Below are 17,832 nucleotides of genomic sequence, written 5' to 3' on the forward strand. Positions count from 1 at the left end.
TTTGGTTCCGCAATTGCGATTTAATCAAGCCAGCCTCGTGCAGGTGTAAAACGGCGGGGGAATGCAAGATAGAGTGGGGCCGTGGCGGGAATTGGGTCAAATGCGGTGCCGGCGCGATCTGTTCGCTGAATTTTCGCTCAAGGATATTTATTTATGGTGCGCAAACATTTCGGAACGGACGGAATCAGGGGCCTCGCAAATGCAGTCATCACGCCCGAACTGGCGATGAAGGTCGCTCAGGCGACCGGCGTCCTGTTTCAGCGCGGCGAACATCGCCACCGGGCTGTGATCGGCAAGGATACCAGGCTCTCCAGCTATATGATCGAATACGCCATGGTCGCCGGTTTCGCTTCGGTCGGCATGGATGCGCTTTTGCTCGGGCCGATGCCGACGCCCGCCGTCGCGATGCTGACCCCTTCGATGCGCGCCGACGTCGGCGTGATGATTTCCGCCTCGCATAATTCCTTCGAGGATAACGGCATCAAGCTGTTTGGCCCGGACGGATTTAAATTATCCGATGAGGTCGAAGCCAAGATCGAGACGATGCTCGAAAAAGACTTCGCGCTCAAATTGTCCAAACCGGCCGATCTTGGCCGCGCCATGCGAGTCGAGGGCGATCGCGCCCGCTACATCGAGTTCGCCAAACGGACGCTCGTGCGCAATCTTTCTCTCGAGGGCCTGCGCATCGTCGTCGATTGCGCTAACGGAGCGGCTTACAAGGTCGCCCCCGAAGCCTTGTGGGAGCTGGGGGCCGAGGTGTTCTCGATCGGCGTCGAGCCGGACGGCTTCAACATCAATCGCGGCGTCGGCTCCACGTCGCCCGAGGCTCTGGTCAAGAAAGTCCGGGAGGTGCGCGCCGACATCGGGATTGCGCTCGATGGCGACGCGGATCGCGTGCTGATCGTCGATGAAATGGGCAAGATCGTCGACGGCGATCAATTGATGGCGGTGATCGCGCAGAGCTGGAAGGAAGATGGGCGATTGTCGCAGCCCGGCATCGTCGCGACGGTGATGTCGAACCTTGGACTTGAGCGCTATTTGGAGGGAAGCGGCCTCACCCTGGCGCGCACGCCGGTCGGCGACCGTTATGTCCTCGAGCATATGCGCCAAAACGGCTACAATCTCGGCGGCGAACAATCCGGCCATATTATCCTGTCGGATTACTGCACCACCGGCGATGGCCTCGTCGCCGCGCTGCAACTGCTGGCGGTCGTCAAACGGCAATCAAAGCCGGTAAGCCAGGTGTGCCACCGGTTCGAACCTGTGCCGCAGGTGCTGAAAAACGTGCGAGTCAACAAAGGCAAGCCCCTGGAAGACGCCAGCGTGGTCCGCGCGATCGAGGCTGGTCGCCAGACATTGGGCAATGCCGGCCGCCTGGTTATTCGCGCGTCCGGAACCGAATCCGTCATCCGGGTGATGGGGGAGGGCGATAACCGCGACCTCGTCGAGCGTATTGTCGATGATGTTTGCGGCGCCCTCGCCAACTCGGCGCAGGCGGCGTGAACGGGGCGCAATTTGCCTCCGTCCGATAAGGCCAAACAGCAGTTCGAGAACATGCAACGCAGGATCGTTTCAATCCTGCGTTGCATGGTCGCCGCCTTTAGGTCAGCGAGTCTCCTCGGAGCGCTGCGGAGCGACGATCGCGCGGCAGGCGGGCGTGAGATACGCTTGATATTCAACGAGGCAAGCGCGAATTTTTTCATGATCGGGAATGACGGGACCGCAAAGGCGCAGGGCGTCTCCCTCGCAGTCGGCTTGCTCCTCCTCGTAGGTCGGCTCAGCTAGGCCAGCTGTCGTCATGGCGGTCAAAATGAATGCAGCGCCAAGGATGCGTTTCAGGTTTTTCGGCATTTCTCTTTCAACCTCCAATTCCACGTTGCGCAGTGCGAGCGAAGTCTCAAAACAGATTGGTCAGCACCCATCCGAACTATTGGTCCGGGTTAAGGGTGAGGTCCCGGAGCTTAGCCGCAAGACGCGCTCAGTCAAAGGTCTTGACGAAAAGATGAACCCAAGATTGGACATGCCTTCGTTAGCCTCTGCATTCGGCGGGTCCGCAGCTAAGAGGGAGCTGAACAGCAGGCTGGATCAGTTGAATTGATGGCGAGCATGCCTCGTCGCACTCAGCCTGACAAACTATATGCAGCCTGACAAACTATATGATGGCGCGGCATGCGTGCGAAATATGCGCCCTGTGCGCCGTCAGGCAAGCGTGAATTCTGCCGTGGTCAGGAATGAAGTGACCGCAAAGGCGTATGGCGTCGCCCTGGCAAGCCTGCTGCTGATGCTGTGTGAAGCCAAAGGCGACCGTTGTCATGGCGCACGAAAAGGCGATCGCGCCCAGCGCGCGTTTCATATTCATCGTCATGTTGTTGTTCCCCCCAAACTTAAAATCAGCGCGGTCCCGACGCGGCGGGTTCATCTAGCATGAATCCAAGCCAAAGTAATTGCGCTCGAGGGATATATCGCAACGGGGGCCGCCACCGACTATATTCTCGTGTAGCCGATAGGATTCGCCTGCGATATCAGGCTGCCGGCGCTGAGGAGCTTGGGATCATTGCGAACGCCGACTGAAGCCATATTCTCGCCTCAAGAAATCGAGCGTTATGCGCGCCATATCGTTTTGCGCGGCGTCGGCGGCCCCGGCCAGCAGAAGTTGAAAGCCGCGCGCGTTCTCGTGATTGGCGCCGGCGGCCTCGGCTCGCCGGCGATCCAGTATCTTGCGGCGGCGGGCGTTGGCGAAATAGGCGTTATCGACGATGACGAAGTTTCGCTGTCCAATCTGCAGCGTCAGGTTCTGCATGGCGCGGCCGACGTCGGCCGGCCCAAGGTTTCGAGCGCGGCTGCGGCGATCGAAAGGCTGAATCCGCATGTCAAGGCGACGCAGCATCAAATGAGGCTCACGGAGCAAAACGCGCAGGAAATAGTTGCCGCTTATGACGTAATCGCGGACGGATCGGACAATTTTGCAACCCGCTATGTCGTCTCAGATGCCTGCTTTTTCGCCAGGCGGCCGCTGGTCACTGCTGCTGTCGGCGCTTTCGACGGTTCGCTGACGGTTTTGCGTCCCTATGAGCAAAGCGAGGCTGGCGAGCCGAATCCGACATATCGATGCCTGTTTCCAGAGCCCCCGCCCGAAGGCGTCGCCCCTTCTTGCGCCGAAATCGGCGTTCTTGGCGCCCTGACCGGCGTGCTCGGCGCAATGATGGCGCTGGAGGTCACGCGTGAAATCGTTGGTTTCGGAGAAGGATTGGTCGGCAGACTTGTGCTTTTCGATGCGCTCGGCATGCGATTCGAAACATTGCGCTACCGGTGGGACCCGGTGAACCCCTTGAACGGCGAAAAAGCCGCTGGCTCTCAAGCGGCGGAAGCCTTGGCCGGGGCAAAACGTTGACAGCGACCGGGCAAGGAACTAGATCTCCCGACCATTCGCACGCTTTGCAAAGCCCCTGAGGATTTGCCGAACGGCCTAGCGAAAGCCTCAATCGCGAGAGCTTCGTTGGGGGATAGTTCAACGGTAGAACAGCGGACTCTGACTCCGTCAATCTTGGTTCGAATCCAGGTCCCCCAGCCAATATTCTCAATGACTTAGACGGTCGCGCCAGAGCTAACGAAATCCAGGGCTACCACCCGGCTACCGCGCAGCAAAGGCACATTGGCACGGTCACTCTCGCTTGGGGGCGGCGCCGGCAGCGACAGACCGGCGTGGTCCAACGTTCGGCACGCGTTGCGCATGAAATCAGAACGAGGGTCACCTCACCACTCGGGCAGTAACACCTACAGGTTCCTAAACCGTAGGTCAGCGGTTCGAATTCCTTCCGGAACGCCAACAAAATCAATAGGTTAGATAGCCGCAGCTTCTTTCCCATGTTGTGCGTGTCTCAAGCGATTACCATTGATTTCAAATGAGTTTCAAAATGCGGCAGCAGCTCTACGCAACATGAATTGCGACATGAAATGTTCAGAGATTCTCATCCCGCTGTCAGGTCGCGCCACCTCGCTGACGCCAGGGATAGAGGGTTTAGAACCACCTGCACGGCATGTTGCAGGAAATCTCTTCCGCCCTTGATTTCGCCGCATGCGATATCTCGTTTTTCCTCAAAATCGGATGACCCGTAACCGCCATCATGGGCTGCTAGGCCGTGGTGACGAATTCGGCGTTTGGGGGATTCTCGCGAGGATCTTTCCATGATTCAAGGCTGATTTTTGGAGATCAGCCTTGATGATTCGGGATGTCGATGCGCTGCGAGACGATCAATGGGAGCGGCTTTGTGATCTTGTGCCAGGCGGAAGAGCCGGCCAGCGCGGGCCGCGCTGCGACAATCGACGCTTCGTCGACGCGCTGTTATGGATGGCCCGCTCGGGCGGCCGCTGGCGCGATCTGCCCGAACGCTTCGGCGACCATCAGGCGGTGAAACGCCGCTACTATCGCTGGATCGAGCGCGGCGCCTTGGACGGATTTCTTGAGGCATTCACCGCCGAGGCCGATCTCGAATGGCTGATGATCGACTCAACAATCGTGCGCGCCCATCAGCACGCGGCCGGCGCAAGGATCGCCAAAGGGGGGCGGATGCCCAAGGCCTGGGCCGCTCTCGCGGTGGTTTGAGCACCAAAATCCACGCCGCGACAGACGCACTCGGCAACCCCGTTCGGCTCCTTCTCGGACCTGGGCAGCGCAACGACATCACAAAAGCGCACGCCCTGATCGAAGGCTTTGCGGCCGATGCGATCATCGCCGATAAAGGTTATGACGCCAATCACTTGCGCAAGGCTGTTCTTATGCGTGAGGCTGAGCCGGTGATCCCATCAAAATCCAATCGCCGCGCGCCGCTCCCCTACGACAAGGCGCTCTACAAGGAGCGCAATCTCGTCGAGCGTTTCTTCAATAAACTGAAGCAGTTCCGGCGCGTCGCAACCCGATACGACAAGCTCCTCGCAAACTACCGAGGCTTCGTATTGCTCGCCGCTATTGCTATCATGCTCAGGTAATTCGTCACTACTGCCTAGGATTCAAGCGTCTCATTTTTTCCGTAAAATTCTGTCGCCTGCGGGACCGCTGTCATGCGGATCTGAAGTCTGGCGTGACAAATAAGTTACATAATTTCGAATTCGCTTTCTTTGCAGCTCTGTTAAATGCCGCGCCGAAGCTCAAATCGGCGAAAGTTTAGTATGTTCAATTGCTTATATATCTTTATAGACTAAGTAGACAATTGGCGCGTTAGACGCATTATTGGGCAGGGCCAATCGACATCTTCTGAACGAGCGCAAAGTCGCGTTTGGGACTTTCGGCGGCTGGAGGGCAAATTATGAAACGACGAGACCGCAATCGGGCCGTGGCGGCCTTGACCTTGGGTGCGCTTGTGGCCTTCCAGGGCGCTGCGCGCGCAGATGACGCCGCCGAAGAAATTCGCTTGATCAAGGCTCAGCTGAAGAAGCTTGAAGAGAAGGTCAACGACCAGGCTCGCAAGCAGAAGGAAACCCAGGTTCAGATCCACAATGTAGCGGTGCGGCCGCAAGGATTTCCGGCGGAGCAAGCATCGATACAAGGGCGTCCGACGCCGGGCTCTCCATACGGGGGTCTCCAGGGAGTGGGAATTGCCCCGCTCGGCGGAACTCCGCTGCCGCCCGGCGGCTATTCGGCGGAGGAGGCGTCAATCCAAGGCCGCCCGGTGCCGGGCGCCCCGAGCATCTACATCAATGGCGTCACCATTACGCCCGGCGGCTTCCTCGCAGCGGAAAGCGTTTTCCGCAGCCGCAACATTGGCGCGGACATCACGACGCCGTTCGCAAACATTCCTTACAACAATGTGCGCACCGGCAACGCCAATGAGTACCGCATGAGCGCGCGCGCGAGCCGCGTCTCGCTTCTCGTGCAGGGCGATGTCAATCCGACGACGCATCTCTCCGGCTGGATGGATCTTGATTTCCTCGGAGCGGCGCAAACCGCCAATAGCAACGAGAGCAATTCATTTACGCCGCGCATTCGCAACATCTATTTGACGATGGATCAGGATGATTTCGGCTTTCACGTCCTCGCCGGTCAGAACTGGTCGTTGCTGACGGCGAATACGAGAGGCATCATGCCGCGCACGGAGAACACGCCTCTGACGATCGACACGCAGTTCGTGCCTGGCTTCAATTGGGCGCGTCAGCCGCAGATCCGCGTCGTCAAGGACTTCGACAAAACCTTGTGGTTCGCTGTGTCGGCGGAAAACCCGCAAACAAACACCTTCGTCGGACCCGGCGCGCAAGCCGGCCCATTTGTCGGCGGCGTGCCGACGGTCGGATCGACAGCCGCTCTCCCCGGCACCCTCGTCAACACCTTCGTGCCCCCCGGCTCGTCCTTGTTCAATTCGGGAAATTCGATATCGCTCAATCATATGCCGGATATCATCGGCAAGGTCGCCTGGGATCCGACTTTCGGCGATCGTCACATCCATGTGGAGGCCTACGGCCTGTTCCGCGATTTTTATAACCAGGTCAACGGCAGCAATCAGGATGTCGCGGCCGGCAGCTACGGCGGCACCATACTTGTGCCCATCATTCCGCAAAACCTCGAGTTCCAATTCACCGGCATGAACGGGCGCGGCATCGGCCGCTACGCCACCGGATCGCTTCCCGACGTCAGCGTCAATGCGAACGGCTCGCTTTCGCCTATTCAGGAAACGACCTTGCTCGCCGGGTTGATCTGGCGTCCTCAGCCCGGTTTGGACATTTATACCTACGCGGGCGAAGAAATTCAGCAGGCGAGCTTCTCCAACAGCATCAGCGCGTCCGGCGCCGTCAGCGCTTTCGGCGATGGCAATCCTCTGTACACCAACGCGGGATGCTCGAATGTGCTCAGCACCGCTTGCGTCGGCAACACCCATCTGATTCGGAGCATCACAGCCGGTTTCTGGGACACCATCTATTCAGGTCCCTTTGGTCAATTCCGGGCCGGTCTGCAATATGCCTATGTCCAGAAATTTTCCTTCCAGGGCTTCGGCGGCGGAGCCAAGGCCGAGGAAAATTCAGTTTTCACCAGCCTTCGCTATTATCCGTTCCAATCAAATTGAGCTATGAGCGCTCGCTAGCAGGGCCAACTAACGGAACGGCCTCGATCGAAAGCGGCGCGAGCGATATGTCCCTCGTCGTCGGAGGCCGGTCCAAATAGCGGGCAGGAAAGCGATGCGCGCGCCGCCTATGGCGCGCGATGCGACCGGCGGCCCGAGGAAGCGTCCATCTCGCTGCGGCCGAGGGTTTGAACCGCTAGAGAGAGAAGCAAGCTCATCCGATCCCTCGCCGATTTTCCGCGTTGATTTTCTCTTGCCCAATCTTCTCCCGCCGATTTTCTCTTGCGAGATTGGTTGCGGCGCCATATTAGCCCTTGATTGGAATTATTCCAAACTAGGGCGCGCACATGAAGGGCTTTTCCGAGCTGACTGAACGCGAGATTCTGGCACTGGCAATCAGCAGCGAGGAAGAGGACGGCCGCATCTACTCCGACATCGCCGAAATGCTGCGCGATGACTATCCCGACAGCGCAAAAATGTTCGTCGATATGTCTGAAGAGGAAGGCGACCATCGCCGCTGGCTCATCGACATGTTCACGAACAAATTCGGCAGCCACATCCCGCTCATTCGCCGTCAGGATATTCGCGGATGGATCCAGCGGCGACCGATGTGGCAGCTGCGCCCGCTCGGCATCGAAATCCTGCGTCGGCAGGCGAGGGTGATGGAGCAGGACGCCGGTCGATTCTACCACCGCGCAATGGAGCGAACGAGCGACGCCGAGATTCGCAAGCTGCTCGGCGATCTCGCCGAGGCCGAGGCCGGCCATGAGCGGCGGGCGAGCGCGATTGAGGCCAAACGTCTGCCAGGAGAGAAACGCGGGAGGGAGGACGAGAACGCGAGCCGCCGTTTCATACTCCAGATCATCCAACCGGGCCTCGTTGGCCTGATGGACGGATCAGTATCGACTCTGGCCCCCGTCTTCGCCGCGGCCTTTGCGACGCATAACCCGTGGAATGCGTTTCAGGTCGGCTTGGCGGCCTCGCTTGGGGCCGGCATCTCGATGGGGTTTGCAGAGGCGCTGGCCGACGACGGAAAGCTGTCCGGCCGCGGCGCGCCGCTTCTTCGGGGGCTCGTGTGCGGGCTCATGACAGTCGCCGGCGGCATCGGCCACACGCTGCCCTACCTCATTCCAAATTTCTACACCGCCACCGCCATCGCGGCCGTGGTTGTGATGTTCGAGTTGCTCATAATCGCCTATATCCAGTGGCGCTTCATGGACATTCCTCCGGTTTCAGCGGCAGCCAAGGTCATGCTTGGGGGAGGCCTCGTCCTTGCGGCCGGCATTTTGATTGGCGGCGCCTGATTAGAGCGGCGCAAAGGCGACCGCGATGCGGGCGCCGACTTTGACGCGGCCGCCGCAACACGTTACCTCAGGCGGTCGGAAGCGCTAGCGCATGCGTAGCGCTTGATTGGATTTGGCTCCGTCGGCAATGTCTGACAAAAGCCAAGGACGGCATGTTGCGGACGTGGCGGAATTGGTAGACGCAAGGGACTTAAAATCCCTCGACCTTTGGTCATACGGGTTCGATTCCCGTCGTCCGCACCACATTGATTTTAAAGGTGTATTGGAGGAGTGCGAGATCCCTGGCACCTACTCGTGTTAGACGACGTGTTAGACGGCCTCGTTCAGCCCTCGTTCTTGTCGCCGAATCGCAGTTTGGAAATGCGGTTTGTTGCGGCTATACGGCCGCGCTTATATTTCAGGTTGGTCGCTAGCTGCTTGTGCGTGCCGAGTTCCATGGCGTCCTCCGATTTCGCCTCTTTGTCATAGGCATCTGAAATCGCACCGGCCCGCGTATCCATGTTCCAGACCTTGTCAGGAATCCTGGCTGCCTGGGCGATCTTGCGGAAGCGCCGGGCAAACTCGCGCTGAATATACGGCCGGCCGGACCGCTCATCCAGAATCACGGGGCCAATCCGGCTTGTAATCGGTACTGTCACAAGTTCCGCCATGACCATTGGCAAGAGACGCAGGTCGAATTCTGCAACTTCATCGAAATTGCTCTTGCTGGTGGGCTTCTCCAGGTGCCAATCGGCTTTGATGTGCTCGCCCCAGCGTAGACCTACCGTCCAATGTTTGCCATCTGGCTTTCTTAGCCATTCTCCGATCACGTCCTTTTGGCGGAGGGCGCACGCGAACTGTATCGCGACCGCCCGCGCCATGCTCGGCAACGCGGCAGCGTGAGCCTCGATGATAAACGCCTTGACCTGGTCGACAGATATCGTCTGCTTACGCCCCTTACCGGGTGAGAATTCGGTATCCGTGAGGATCCCCGCCAGATCTTTGCATGCCGAATTACGAAGTCCCTTGCCGTATTTGACAATGATTCTGAGCATTTGCACGCAGCCATAGGCGCGGCGCGGGTTGGCAAGCTTTCCCTCGTCGTCACACCGCCCCCACTCCTTGTGCCACCTCCGAACGTCGTTGGACGTGATAGCGTCGATACGGCGAGCGCCGACCGTCTCCTTTAGGATTTTAAGGCTTTTATCGTAGCCCTCCTTTGTGACCGCCCGCTTGGTCTGGTAGGGGCTTTCCTCATCACGGGTGTACATCTCAGCCAGCCACGCAATGGTGCCAATCGAGGCGCCACCTGGCGTCGTCGCCACACCTCTTAGAAATTCCAACATCTCTGCCCAATAACGCCGGCACAGCGCTGCGACCGGTGGTGGCGCGTCTGTATCCCCAGGATCGTCCCTGAGAAATAGGGTCTTTGGCTCGTATCCGGCTTTTACCGCGGCCCTTGACGCAACCCAATAAACGTCACGCCTGCCCGTCTTGCGGAGCATGACCCTACGCCCTGGCGCGTGACTTTCGTCCAAGATTTCCATCCCAATTTTCTCCTCCGTCGCGAGTTAACGACGGAGCATCATTGCCTATCCCGGCGCGCCGGTCCAAAAATGCCTTGACTGCTGGCCAATATCGGCGGTTGTGAAATACGGGGTCAGGCGTCGGCAAACCATTCTTTTCAAGAACATAGGCCGCCGCCTGCCACTCAAGGCACGTCATCCCGACCCTGGCGGCAATCTCCCCCTCGGTAAGAAACAAACTATCGGTTAAGCGGGCGCGACTCATGGTTCAGGCTTGGCCTTTCTCCGGCGCGAGCATCGCGGCGATGGAGGTGGATTGTGAAGGTAACGGCAGCAGTCGATGGATTTGTAGATTGTTGTGGCGACAGTGCTCCATTGGCCTAGGCCGTCCGGCTTACGGTCTTAATGGCGATTACGCTTCGATCTATGATGCGATGGAATTGCTTGGATATTTCTTGAGCGCTCCAAGTTCCGATGCGCTCTGGACTGAGCATTATATTTGCGGAGATATCTGCGATGCGTTTGATCCGCTGCAATGTTATCTCAAGCTCTAGAATCCTGTCATTCTTCCCGGTGATCGTTTCACACAAAATATTGACGTGGTCCCGACTGAAGGTCTGTCGCAATTGCTGCTCCAAGGCGCTGATCGTGGCCTGCTGCGCCTTGATCCGCTTCTTTGCGCGTCTCAGCGTCGCCGAGCGTTGTTTCAATCTTTTCCGCGTTGACGCGAGCTTTTGAAACTCGTCTGGCATCGCTGCCTCCTCAAGAAAATGTCGGCGTCAATAACGTTGCGTGAGTTGCGGGGCAGAACGTGACGGCGCCAGACGGGGTGGGGGAAATCCTCAGAAAGGAATGTCGTCGTCGATCACGTCGGCGGTGCGTGTAGGGCGATCGCCCATGGCCATGCGCGGATCATCGTGCTGCTGCGCGGGCCGCGCCGGCCTGTCGCCGACCGTGCCATAGCTGTCGGCCGACGGGCCAGTTCTTTCGCCCTTGTCGAGCAGCGCGAGCTGACCTCCGAATTGCTCGAGCACGATCTCCGTGGTCCTGCGCTCGGCGCCATCCTTGTCGGTATAGGATCGCGTGCGCAGCTTGCCTTCGACATAGGCCTGCGAGCCTTTCTTCAAATAGCTCTCGGCGACCTTGCCAAGGTTCTCGTTGAAGATGACGATGTTGTGCCATTCCACGCGCTCTTTGCGCTCGCCGCTGGCCTTGTCGCGCCAGGTGTCCGACGTCGCGATCGAGAAGGTGGTGACCGCGCCGCCGGCGTTGGTGCGCCGCACCTCGGGATCGCGGCCGAGACGGCCGATGAGAATGACTTTGTTAACGCCGCTCATCGTCGGCCTCGCTCAAGAAAGAGCACGCGTGAGACAAAATGTTCATGGGTTCTCCGTTAGGAGTTGTTCGCGCTTGGCGGTTTCGAAGGCTTCGATCGCCGTGATCTGATCGGCGAGCAGCTCGCGCTCGGGCGCGAGTGTGGCGCGATCTTCAACGGCGACCGCGATTTCGGATTTCGAAAGAACTGCGTTGCGAATAATTTGGTCGCAGCAGCCGATGCGCCGTTCGATGTGCGCCAGGCGAGATTTGAGCTTGTTGAGATGAGGCGACATCATGCGGCCTCATCGACCTGCTCGCGCAAAGCGATTCCGAGATAGTGGACGCCGGTTTTGATGCGCTTTTTCTCATAGCCAAGCGCAAGAACGGCGGCGCTGAAAGCGGTGATAGTCAGCTCGGGAAGGCCGCGCCCGGCGGCGAAGTTCAAATAGGCCTGATGCAGGACGGAGGCTTTGGTTTGCGGCCGTTCGACGCCTGTGCTGCAATCCATCACCTCTTCGAGGAAGAAATGTACGGCAGTTTTGTGCGAGGGGATCGCATGGCTGCCCGATGCCTCCTCCGCCGCCTCGTCCTCATCGGCGTCGATCGCCTCGACCATGGCCTGCGCGAGTGGCCGTTCGTCCTGTTCTTGACGCGGGAGCTCGAGCGACGTCGCCGGCGTTTCGGCCCAGGCGGCGAGCGGCGCCGGCAACCATTTCTTTTTCGTCGCGTCGGCCGCGACATAGTCGGCGATGGCGCCTTTCTTGTCGGCGCGATTGATCGCCGGCGTGCCGATCGCGTCGACGACGGCGAGGGCGGCGCCTTTTGTCGCCGCGTCGAAATAGGCCTTGCGATCGAACGCTTGATCGAGCTGGGCAGCTAATGGGGCGCCGCGCATAGAAAGCGCTGCGGCGAGGGGCGTCAGATCGGATAGCGGGACTTCGCCCCGCAGAGAATCGCCGACAATCCTGATCGAGCGCGCGACGAGTTCCGTAAAAGCGACCGAGAGATCGACCAGCGGCGCATTGGCGCAAATCGCCAGCGCCTCGTTAAATCTTAGCCGCCCTATTCTCTTAAGGAGCTCCGACCTGGCCTCGAAGGATTGATTACTTGTGATCGACAGGCCGACGCAGCCATAGGCTTGGCCGTAATCTGTTCCGAGTTTGGCGACGGCGACCATCAGGGCGAGATCGGGGCGCGAGCGAATGCATTCGGAAAAGGAATTCTCGACGGCTTCGTCGATGACGGCGCGGACGGCCTTTGAGGTTTTGTCGGGCGCGGCCACCGACAGGGGCGAAAACTCGGCCGCCGCGCCCTTCTCCACGCTCCTTGGTGCGGGGGGCGCGGAATCACGAACTGACAGACCGTCGCTGCGAGTTGCAGGACTAGCCTCGAAACCCCTGCCGAACATTGGGGTTCCATCGAGCTGGAGGTCAGCGACGAGGCCGAGCGTGGCGCGTTGGGATTGGGGGATGGAGCGGAGCAGGGCGCGAGTTTCAATGCCATCCCTCTCTGCCCATAATTCATTAATCCGAGCATGGTTGGGTCCATGGGCGGCGATGACTGCGTTTTCTTCATCCTCGATCGCTTCGAGCCGTTGCTCCTCGGCCGGCAGGAAGTCCACCTCATAGTCTTCGACGAGATAACCGCCGTCGGGCTGATCGCCGCCGGCGACGACAAAGCCCCAGCCCTCTTTTTCCGCGATTGCCTCCGCCGCGGCCAAAAGCTTCTCGCGCGCGAGACGCTTCAACAGAGAGCCGTCGCGGAAAATGATTTCTTCCTCGAAAAGGTTTTCCTCGATCCGGCCGCCGGCGGCCACATAGGCGTCGGCGCCGATGTAGAGCGCTTCCTTCGATTGACCTGAAAGCGTGTCGGAGCGCAGCTTTTGCCGGATCTGATGTGGATAGTGACCGCCTGTGCTGAGCTGGTCGAAGACGGCCTCTTGCGCCGCGTGCGCATCGCCGGCGGTATAAGCCTGCGCCACGTCGGCGTTGATCTTGCCTTCCCGCCAGGCGGTCAAAATCTTGGGCGACAAGCGTCCCAGCGCCAGGCGCTGGCGGACGTGACGGAGACCGAGGCCAAAATCTCGCGCAATGCGCTCTTCGTCGAAGCCGGCGCGAGCCATGGCCACGAATGCCTCATATTCCTCGACCGGGTGCAGCGGCCGGCGCATTGTATTCGCGGCCAGCGCGATCTCGCGAAGAGAAGGCTCGTCGGCGGCAAACACCTCGACGTCAACGGCATAGTGCGCTGCGCCGCCATTCTGGTCGGCGAGCAGCTGCATCGCGCGCCAGCGGCGTTGCCCGTCGAGAACGACGTAAAAATCGCCGACCCAATTGGCGGGACGACTCGGATGGTCCGTGGTCATTACGAGGAGCGGCTGCAATTGTCCGCTCGCCAGCAACGAGGCGGCGAGCCCGTCGATGTCCTCGCGATCATCGAAGAAGCGGGGGTTTAGTTCGCTAACGCCGACAATCGCCTGCAGCGAAACGGTCAATGACTGGCGACCGTTATTTTGTGAGCTTTGGAGGGCGGCGGTCATTCTGCGGCCTCGTTCAGCAACAGGTCGGCGGCGCGCATGATCATGCGATAGGCGGTGCGGGGCGCACCGTTCAGGACGGCGATTTTGGCGCGGCTGAAATGCGGCAGCGTCTTCATCGCGACTCCCTTGTCCCGCGGCGCGCCTTCTGCCGCTTCCGTGACCAGAAGGTCGATAAATTCATTGCAATCGTCCTCAGTGACGGATTGCGGCGTAGGGCTGATCGAAGGGCTCATAACGGCCTGTCCTCCTCAACGGCGGGTTGACGCGGATCTATTGGCGAATTCCCATCGCTGGGCATTCCGCGAATCATGAAAGTGGCCCGATCCGCCAGCACGCGGATCGGGCCTCGCAACCACCAACCACCAACCGATTGGAGATCACGAATAGAAAGGGTTGAACAATGGGCAACAAACAAGACTGGGCAGACGCCCACGCCTCCGACAAAGCCGCTACAGAAGGAGTGGCCCCGGACGCGTCCAGCGGCTCCTCCGCCACAGCCGAAGCCGGCTCCGAAGCCGACGTCGTCACGCTGAACACGGAAGCCGCAGATCTCGAATTTTATCTCGCGGTAGACGTGCATTATCATCGCGCGAGGCAGGCCTGGTTTACCGGCCTGCATCGTTGGACGATGTTCTTTACAATCCTGCTTGGAACTGCCGCGGCCGGAGAAGTGTTCGTGGCTTGGCTTTCTGGACTTTTGATCGCGGCTTTCGGAGCCGCAGATCTCTGCTTCGATTTTAGCGGACGGGCGGCGCTGCATTCCGATCTGGCGCGAGGGTATATCGCCCTTGCGCGAGAGCTCGCCGCGGGAAAGGACGATCCGGATAGGCGCAGCGCTGTATTGGAATCTTGGATCGAGATGAGCGGCGACGCGCCGCCAGTCTATCGTGCAGCCAGAGATATGGCGCACAACCTCGCCATTCAATCGCTCGGCCGGGACGCCGGCGCGAGAGCAATTCTTTCGTTCCGCAAGCGCATTCTGGCGCATGTCTGGCGCTTTGAGGGAGCGGCGTAAAATAGTCATCAAGCCACCTCTCTGAACGAGCCGACGAAATATTCGTCAAGCGTCATGGCTGGCTCCAAAATGGTGCGATGAGGATTGGATCGATTTGAGAAAAGACCCGGCCCGCGCTGGGGGAAAACACGCGGGCCGGGCTCTGCTGCAAGGAGCTTTGCTCCGGCGCGGAGGGGCATGAAATGGAATGCATTGCATCGCTGACGATGCGCGGGGCGACGATGCCGAACATTGCAAGGGCAAGTAGGCAGGCGGTCGCAACGACGGCGTAAATAACGATCATCGCTGCTTCGATCAGCGCGTTAGGTTTCGGGTCGTCCGGCTTGCAGCAACAGCCCTCGGTCCGACTGCCTTCGTCGATCTGGGAGCCGATTGGACTTTGCGGCGGATCGTAGAACAGGCCGCTCATCACGCCGCCTCGCCGAAGACGGCGCCGGGCACATCGCCCATGGCGCGTCGGCGAATATGCTCGACGGCGAGGGCCGCCTCGTCGAAGCGCATGATGAAGCGCGAAGGAATGCCGGCGGTGAGATAGGCGAAAACGCGATGCTCGAAGAGATTGAGCTCATTCCACGACAGATTTTCGATGGCGCCGTGCATGACGGCGATTGCCTGCTCGTCCGCCACCGCTTTAGCGTGGATCGGCGGCTGAAAGGTTTGGGCCATGTCGGCGCTCCATCGGTGTGATGAAGCAATATTGGACAAATCGTCCAACTAGTCAAGGACAAATTGTCCAAGTTTTTCCTGCAAGCGCACGCCATTTGCCATCCTGCGCATAAAAGCCCGGAGCAAGGCCGGGCTGAGCCGGTTCAAGAGTCGTGAGCGTTGCCACCCGAAGCAAGACAACGCCTCAGCCCAAGCGGCTAGACTTTCACGCTGGAGGGGGTGAACTCTATTCAGTTAGATACAACCAGTCGAATCCCTGGCTTTCCCCCGAAGTAAACGCGCTCGACATCCTCTGGCCGGGCAGCGAGCATTTTTGCCAGGTCATCAGTCGAATACCCTAAAGTCGTTCGGTGGTAGGTAACTATGTTTTTGAGACGAAGGGGTATCTCCGGCTTTAACTCAACCGGCTCAACCCCTTTAAAAGACTTTACATACTGTATGTTTAGCGATTTATATTGGCCAGGAGTTATTAACTCCAAATCAAAAGCTCTCTTAATCAATGATTTTATCGATACTTTCCAGTATGCTTTGACACGCCCCAACGCATTCAATTTGGGAGAAACCAAATATGGTTTGATATCGCTCGCCGGCATTAAAAACGCGGCTGCAAAGCGATGAGCTTCTGATTCCATTTTTTCGTCATCATCCGGCAGGCTGTGCATGACCATGTGGCCAAGCTCGTGCGCTAACGAAAACCGAAAGCGATCGTTTGGCATCTCCCGATTCATGAAAAACAAAGGAGGCAATCCCTCCGTTCGAAAACTGAGGCCATCCAAAAGGTTCGTGCCAAATCGAGCAGAAGTAACAATACCACCCGCCTCCTCGATTAATTCGACGAGGTTCGAGACGGGCCCACGAGGCATCATCCAATAAGCTCTCAACCGCTCAGCAAGTTGTTCCGGCGTAGCTCCGGATTGGTCAAGATCAATTTGCGGAATTGGTTTCGCGACCGGCGCTTCATAGGAACGCAAGAGCTTAACCACGTGCTGCCGACGAATATTTATCAAAGCTCCAATTCTGGCCAGCGGCTTTGCGCCAAGCTTCGCTCGTTTGCGAAAATGAAAATGCGGGAATCCAATCGCTCGCTCTCTCTGGAAGAAGAAATGCTCGGGAAAGCGAAGTTCCTCGGCAATTAGTCGGAGAGCTTCTTCGCCGGGTTGAGCAATCAGACCATGCTCAAGCTTAGACATAAACGCCTGCGTCATGCCGGTATTAGTGGCCAGTTCGGCTTGGGTAAGTTCTCGCGCGTCACGAGCGAGCCGAAGCATATCGGGGTTAAAAATATCATCTGCCACGGCCGCGACGGCTCCTTGCCCGGTCAGCATCGAAATCAATACTTTCTGTCGCATCAAAACGTCGCGGTGTAATGTCTTCCCATCGTGCGACCTCTGCCTCCATCATCACCTGAGCAGTCCATAAAATGCTTCGTCCAATCGGTCTCGCGATCATGATCCGCTTTAGCCCAGCACCAGACGCATCCAGTTCGTAACCGACGGTGAGACGGACCGCAGGAGCGGGGAAATCCGCAAAAGTTTTTTGGTCGTCATAGTCTTGCTGTTGCTTTGTCTGATAGTTGCTATGCTTGCCGTTCGCTTTGACCTTTTTGAAGCGAAACAGCCCTTGATCCAAATAATTAGCTACTATCAATGAGTGAGAGTTGATGACGTTCAGGCCGGGTGTACCTTCGGCAAAGGTCACGACCCGTTTTTCAGCGTGTGAATAGATATTGTTCGCCACGGCCCGGTCATTGTGCTCAGCGCGCGCGGCGTTCGAATAATTCGCATCATCGAAATAAAACGCGACCGCTTCGTTCAAGATCGCATAAAGGCCCGCCAGTATGGGCTCGGCAATCGCCATCGCGTTGTTCTGGTCTTCCTCACGGTCCATGTCCGGCTCCTATCCAAGAAGCAAAAATCGTCCACGAGCCGTACAAAGTCAATCTAAAATATAACCAAAAATATAACCGCAGGTCGAGAGGGCTGGTTTTTCCCCTGATTTCACGCCTGTGCTTCAGCCAAATCCGGGCGCGCATTCCCTTTGGCTGCCGTGGATTGAACCGGTATAGACGGCTTCTACCGGTGCGCCTCGATCTCTCTTTTGTATTTTTGGGTCCTTTCCGATCCGGGCGGATCTACGCGCGCATTCGCTTCTTTACCGGATGACGGACAGTCTGTGACTTAACCTCCATTCCCGTCACAATGTATTCGATGGAGCGGTCCACGATCGCAGCAAACCTGGGAAGGAGATACTGTGGCAGCGGGCTTCTAACCTCGTATTTGCGATATCGCTCTGAGGGTATGCCCAGGGCTATGGCCATTTGCTCTGCTGTCCAATTCTTTGCTTCCCGCAGTTCTTTGACGCGGCTGCAAAAAGCGGTGTTGAACGTTAGCTCTTCGTTTGATTCTGCCATGCTCCGCATGATGCTAGACGATTTGTC

17 protein-coding genes, 2 tRNA genes and 1 pseudogene are annotated in these 17,832 nt (G+C 58.4%); 9 read left to right on the forward strand and 11 right to left on the reverse strand.

Annotated elements, in window-relative coordinates; translation table 11 throughout:
* The first annotated feature begins 153 nt into the window (after positions 1-153).
* On the forward strand, positions 154-1,503 hold the full coding sequence (glmM, locus tag WDN46_07940) for a phosphoglucosamine mutase (GenBank protein ID MEJ0093356.1): 1,350 nt from the start codon (positions 154-156) through the stop codon (positions 1,501-1,503).
* Positions 1,504-1,605: 102 nt separating this feature from the next.
* On the opposite strand, the gene WDN46_07945 is transcribed toward glmM, so the two are convergent.
* On the reverse strand, positions 1,606-1,869 hold the full coding sequence (locus WDN46_07945) for a hypothetical protein (protein ID MEJ0093357.1): 264 nt from the start codon (positions 1,867-1,869) through the stop codon (positions 1,606-1,608).
* A 268-nt stretch (positions 1,870-2,137) separates the two neighbouring features.
* On the opposite strand from WDN46_07945, the gene WDN46_07950 reads away from it, so the two are divergent.
* The 7 genes and pseudogenes from WDN46_07950 (at position 2,138) to WDN46_07980 (ending at position 8,596) form a co-directional block, all read left to right on the forward strand.
* Positions 2,138-2,428 (forward strand): hypothetical protein, encoded by a 291-nt coding sequence (locus WDN46_07950; protein MEJ0093358.1) that lies wholly within the window; start codon positions 2,138-2,140, stop codon positions 2,426-2,428.
* Between the two features lie 126 nt (positions 2,429-2,554).
* Positions 2,555-3,391, forward strand: coding sequence for a molybdopterin-synthase adenylyltransferase MoeB (gene moeB, locus WDN46_07955; GenBank protein MEJ0093359.1), 837 nt, complete (start codon positions 2,555-2,557; stop codon positions 3,389-3,391).
* Between the two features lie 106 nt (positions 3,392-3,497).
* Positions 3,498-3,571: transfer RNA gene (locus WDN46_07960), tRNA-Gln, on the forward strand.
* Between the two features lie 648 nt (positions 3,572-4,219).
* Positions 4,220-4,986: pseudogene (locus WDN46_07965) on the forward strand (IS5 family transposase).
* A 317-nt stretch (positions 4,987-5,303) separates the two neighbouring features.
* Complete coding sequence (locus tag WDN46_07970; protein MEJ0093360.1) at positions 5,304-7,052, forward strand: hypothetical protein; 1,749 nt, start codon at positions 5,304-5,306, stop codon at positions 7,050-7,052.
* A gap of 344 nt (positions 7,053-7,396) precedes the next feature.
* Positions 7,397-8,353: an iron exporter MbfA gene (gene mbfA, locus WDN46_07975; protein MEJ0093361.1), complete on the forward strand. Its 957-nt coding sequence runs from the start codon at positions 7,397-7,399 to the stop codon at positions 8,351-8,353.
* Positions 8,354-8,510: 157 nt separating this feature from the next.
* A tRNA-Leu gene (locus WDN46_07980) sits at positions 8,511-8,596 on the forward strand.
* Positions 8,597-8,676: 80 nt separating this feature from the next.
* Here the strand turns inward: WDN46_07980 and WDN46_07985 are convergent.
* The 6 genes from WDN46_07985 to WDN46_08010 form a co-directional block, all read right to left on the reverse strand.
* The gene (locus tag WDN46_07985) at positions 8,677-9,678 is read right to left on the reverse strand and encodes an integrase (GenBank protein ID MEJ0093362.1); all 1,002 of its coding nucleotides are present in this window, start codon (positions 9,676-9,678) and stop codon (positions 8,677-8,679) included.
* Between the two features lie 560 nt (positions 9,679-10,238).
* A complete protein-coding gene (locus tag WDN46_07990) occupies positions 10,239-10,610 on the reverse strand; it encodes a hypothetical protein (protein ID MEJ0093363.1) in 372 nt (123 codons plus the stop codon).
* 90 nt (positions 10,611-10,700) lie between these two features.
* Positions 10,701-11,195: a single-stranded DNA-binding protein gene (gene ssb, locus WDN46_07995; protein MEJ0093364.1), complete on the reverse strand. Its 495-nt coding sequence runs from the start codon at positions 11,193-11,195 to the stop codon at positions 10,701-10,703.
* 42 nt (positions 11,196-11,237) lie between these two features.
* Positions 11,238-11,471 carry a hypothetical protein gene (locus WDN46_08000; protein ID MEJ0093365.1) on the reverse strand — a complete coding sequence of 78 codons (234 nt, stop codon included), beginning with the start codon at positions 11,469-11,471 and terminating at the stop codon, positions 11,238-11,240.
* The gene (locus WDN46_08005) at positions 11,468-13,714 is read right to left on the reverse strand and encodes a ParB/RepB/Spo0J family partition protein (protein MEJ0093366.1); all 2,247 of its coding nucleotides are present in this window, start codon (positions 13,712-13,714) and stop codon (positions 11,468-11,470) included. Before WDN46_08005 ends, WDN46_08000 begins: the two co-directional genes overlap by 4 nt.
* Entirely contained in the window at positions 13,711-13,947 is a 237-nt protein-coding gene (locus tag WDN46_08010) for a hypothetical protein (protein MEJ0093367.1), read from the reverse strand. Before WDN46_08010 ends, WDN46_08005 begins: the two co-directional genes overlap by 4 nt.
* A gap of 167 nt (positions 13,948-14,114) precedes the next feature.
* On the opposite strand from WDN46_08010, the gene WDN46_08015 reads away from it, so the two are divergent.
* Entirely contained in the window at positions 14,115-14,729 is a 615-nt protein-coding gene (locus WDN46_08015; protein ID MEJ0093368.1) for a hypothetical protein, read from the forward strand.
* Positions 14,730-14,781: 52 nt separating this feature from the next.
* Here the strand turns inward: WDN46_08015 and WDN46_08020 are convergent, their stop codons facing one another.
* From WDN46_08020 to WDN46_08035, 4 genes are all read right to left on the reverse strand, one after another.
* Entirely contained in the window at positions 14,782-15,138 is a 357-nt protein-coding gene (locus WDN46_08020) for a hypothetical protein (GenBank protein ID MEJ0093369.1), read from the reverse strand.
* Positions 15,138-15,395, reverse strand: a complete 258-nt coding sequence (locus tag WDN46_08025) for a hypothetical protein (GenBank protein MEJ0093370.1) — start codon at positions 15,393-15,395, stop codon at positions 15,138-15,140. Before WDN46_08025 ends, WDN46_08020 begins: the two co-directional genes overlap by 1 nt.
* 230 nt (positions 15,396-15,625) lie before the next feature.
* Positions 15,626-16,744 (reverse strand): ImmA/IrrE family metallo-endopeptidase, encoded by a 1,119-nt coding sequence (locus WDN46_08030; protein MEJ0093371.1) that lies wholly within the window; start codon positions 16,742-16,744, stop codon positions 15,626-15,628.
* Positions 16,680-17,282: a hypothetical protein gene (locus WDN46_08035; GenBank protein ID MEJ0093372.1), complete on the reverse strand. Its 603-nt coding sequence runs from the start codon at positions 17,280-17,282 to the stop codon at positions 16,680-16,682. Before WDN46_08035 ends, WDN46_08030 begins: the two co-directional genes overlap by 65 nt.
* Positions 17,283-17,832 lie beyond the last annotated feature (550 nt).

Source organism: Methylocella sp. (assembly GCA_037200525.1).
In the GTDB taxonomy this organism is placed as follows: Bacteria; Pseudomonadota; Alphaproteobacteria; order Rhizobiales; family Beijerinckiaceae; genus Methylocapsa.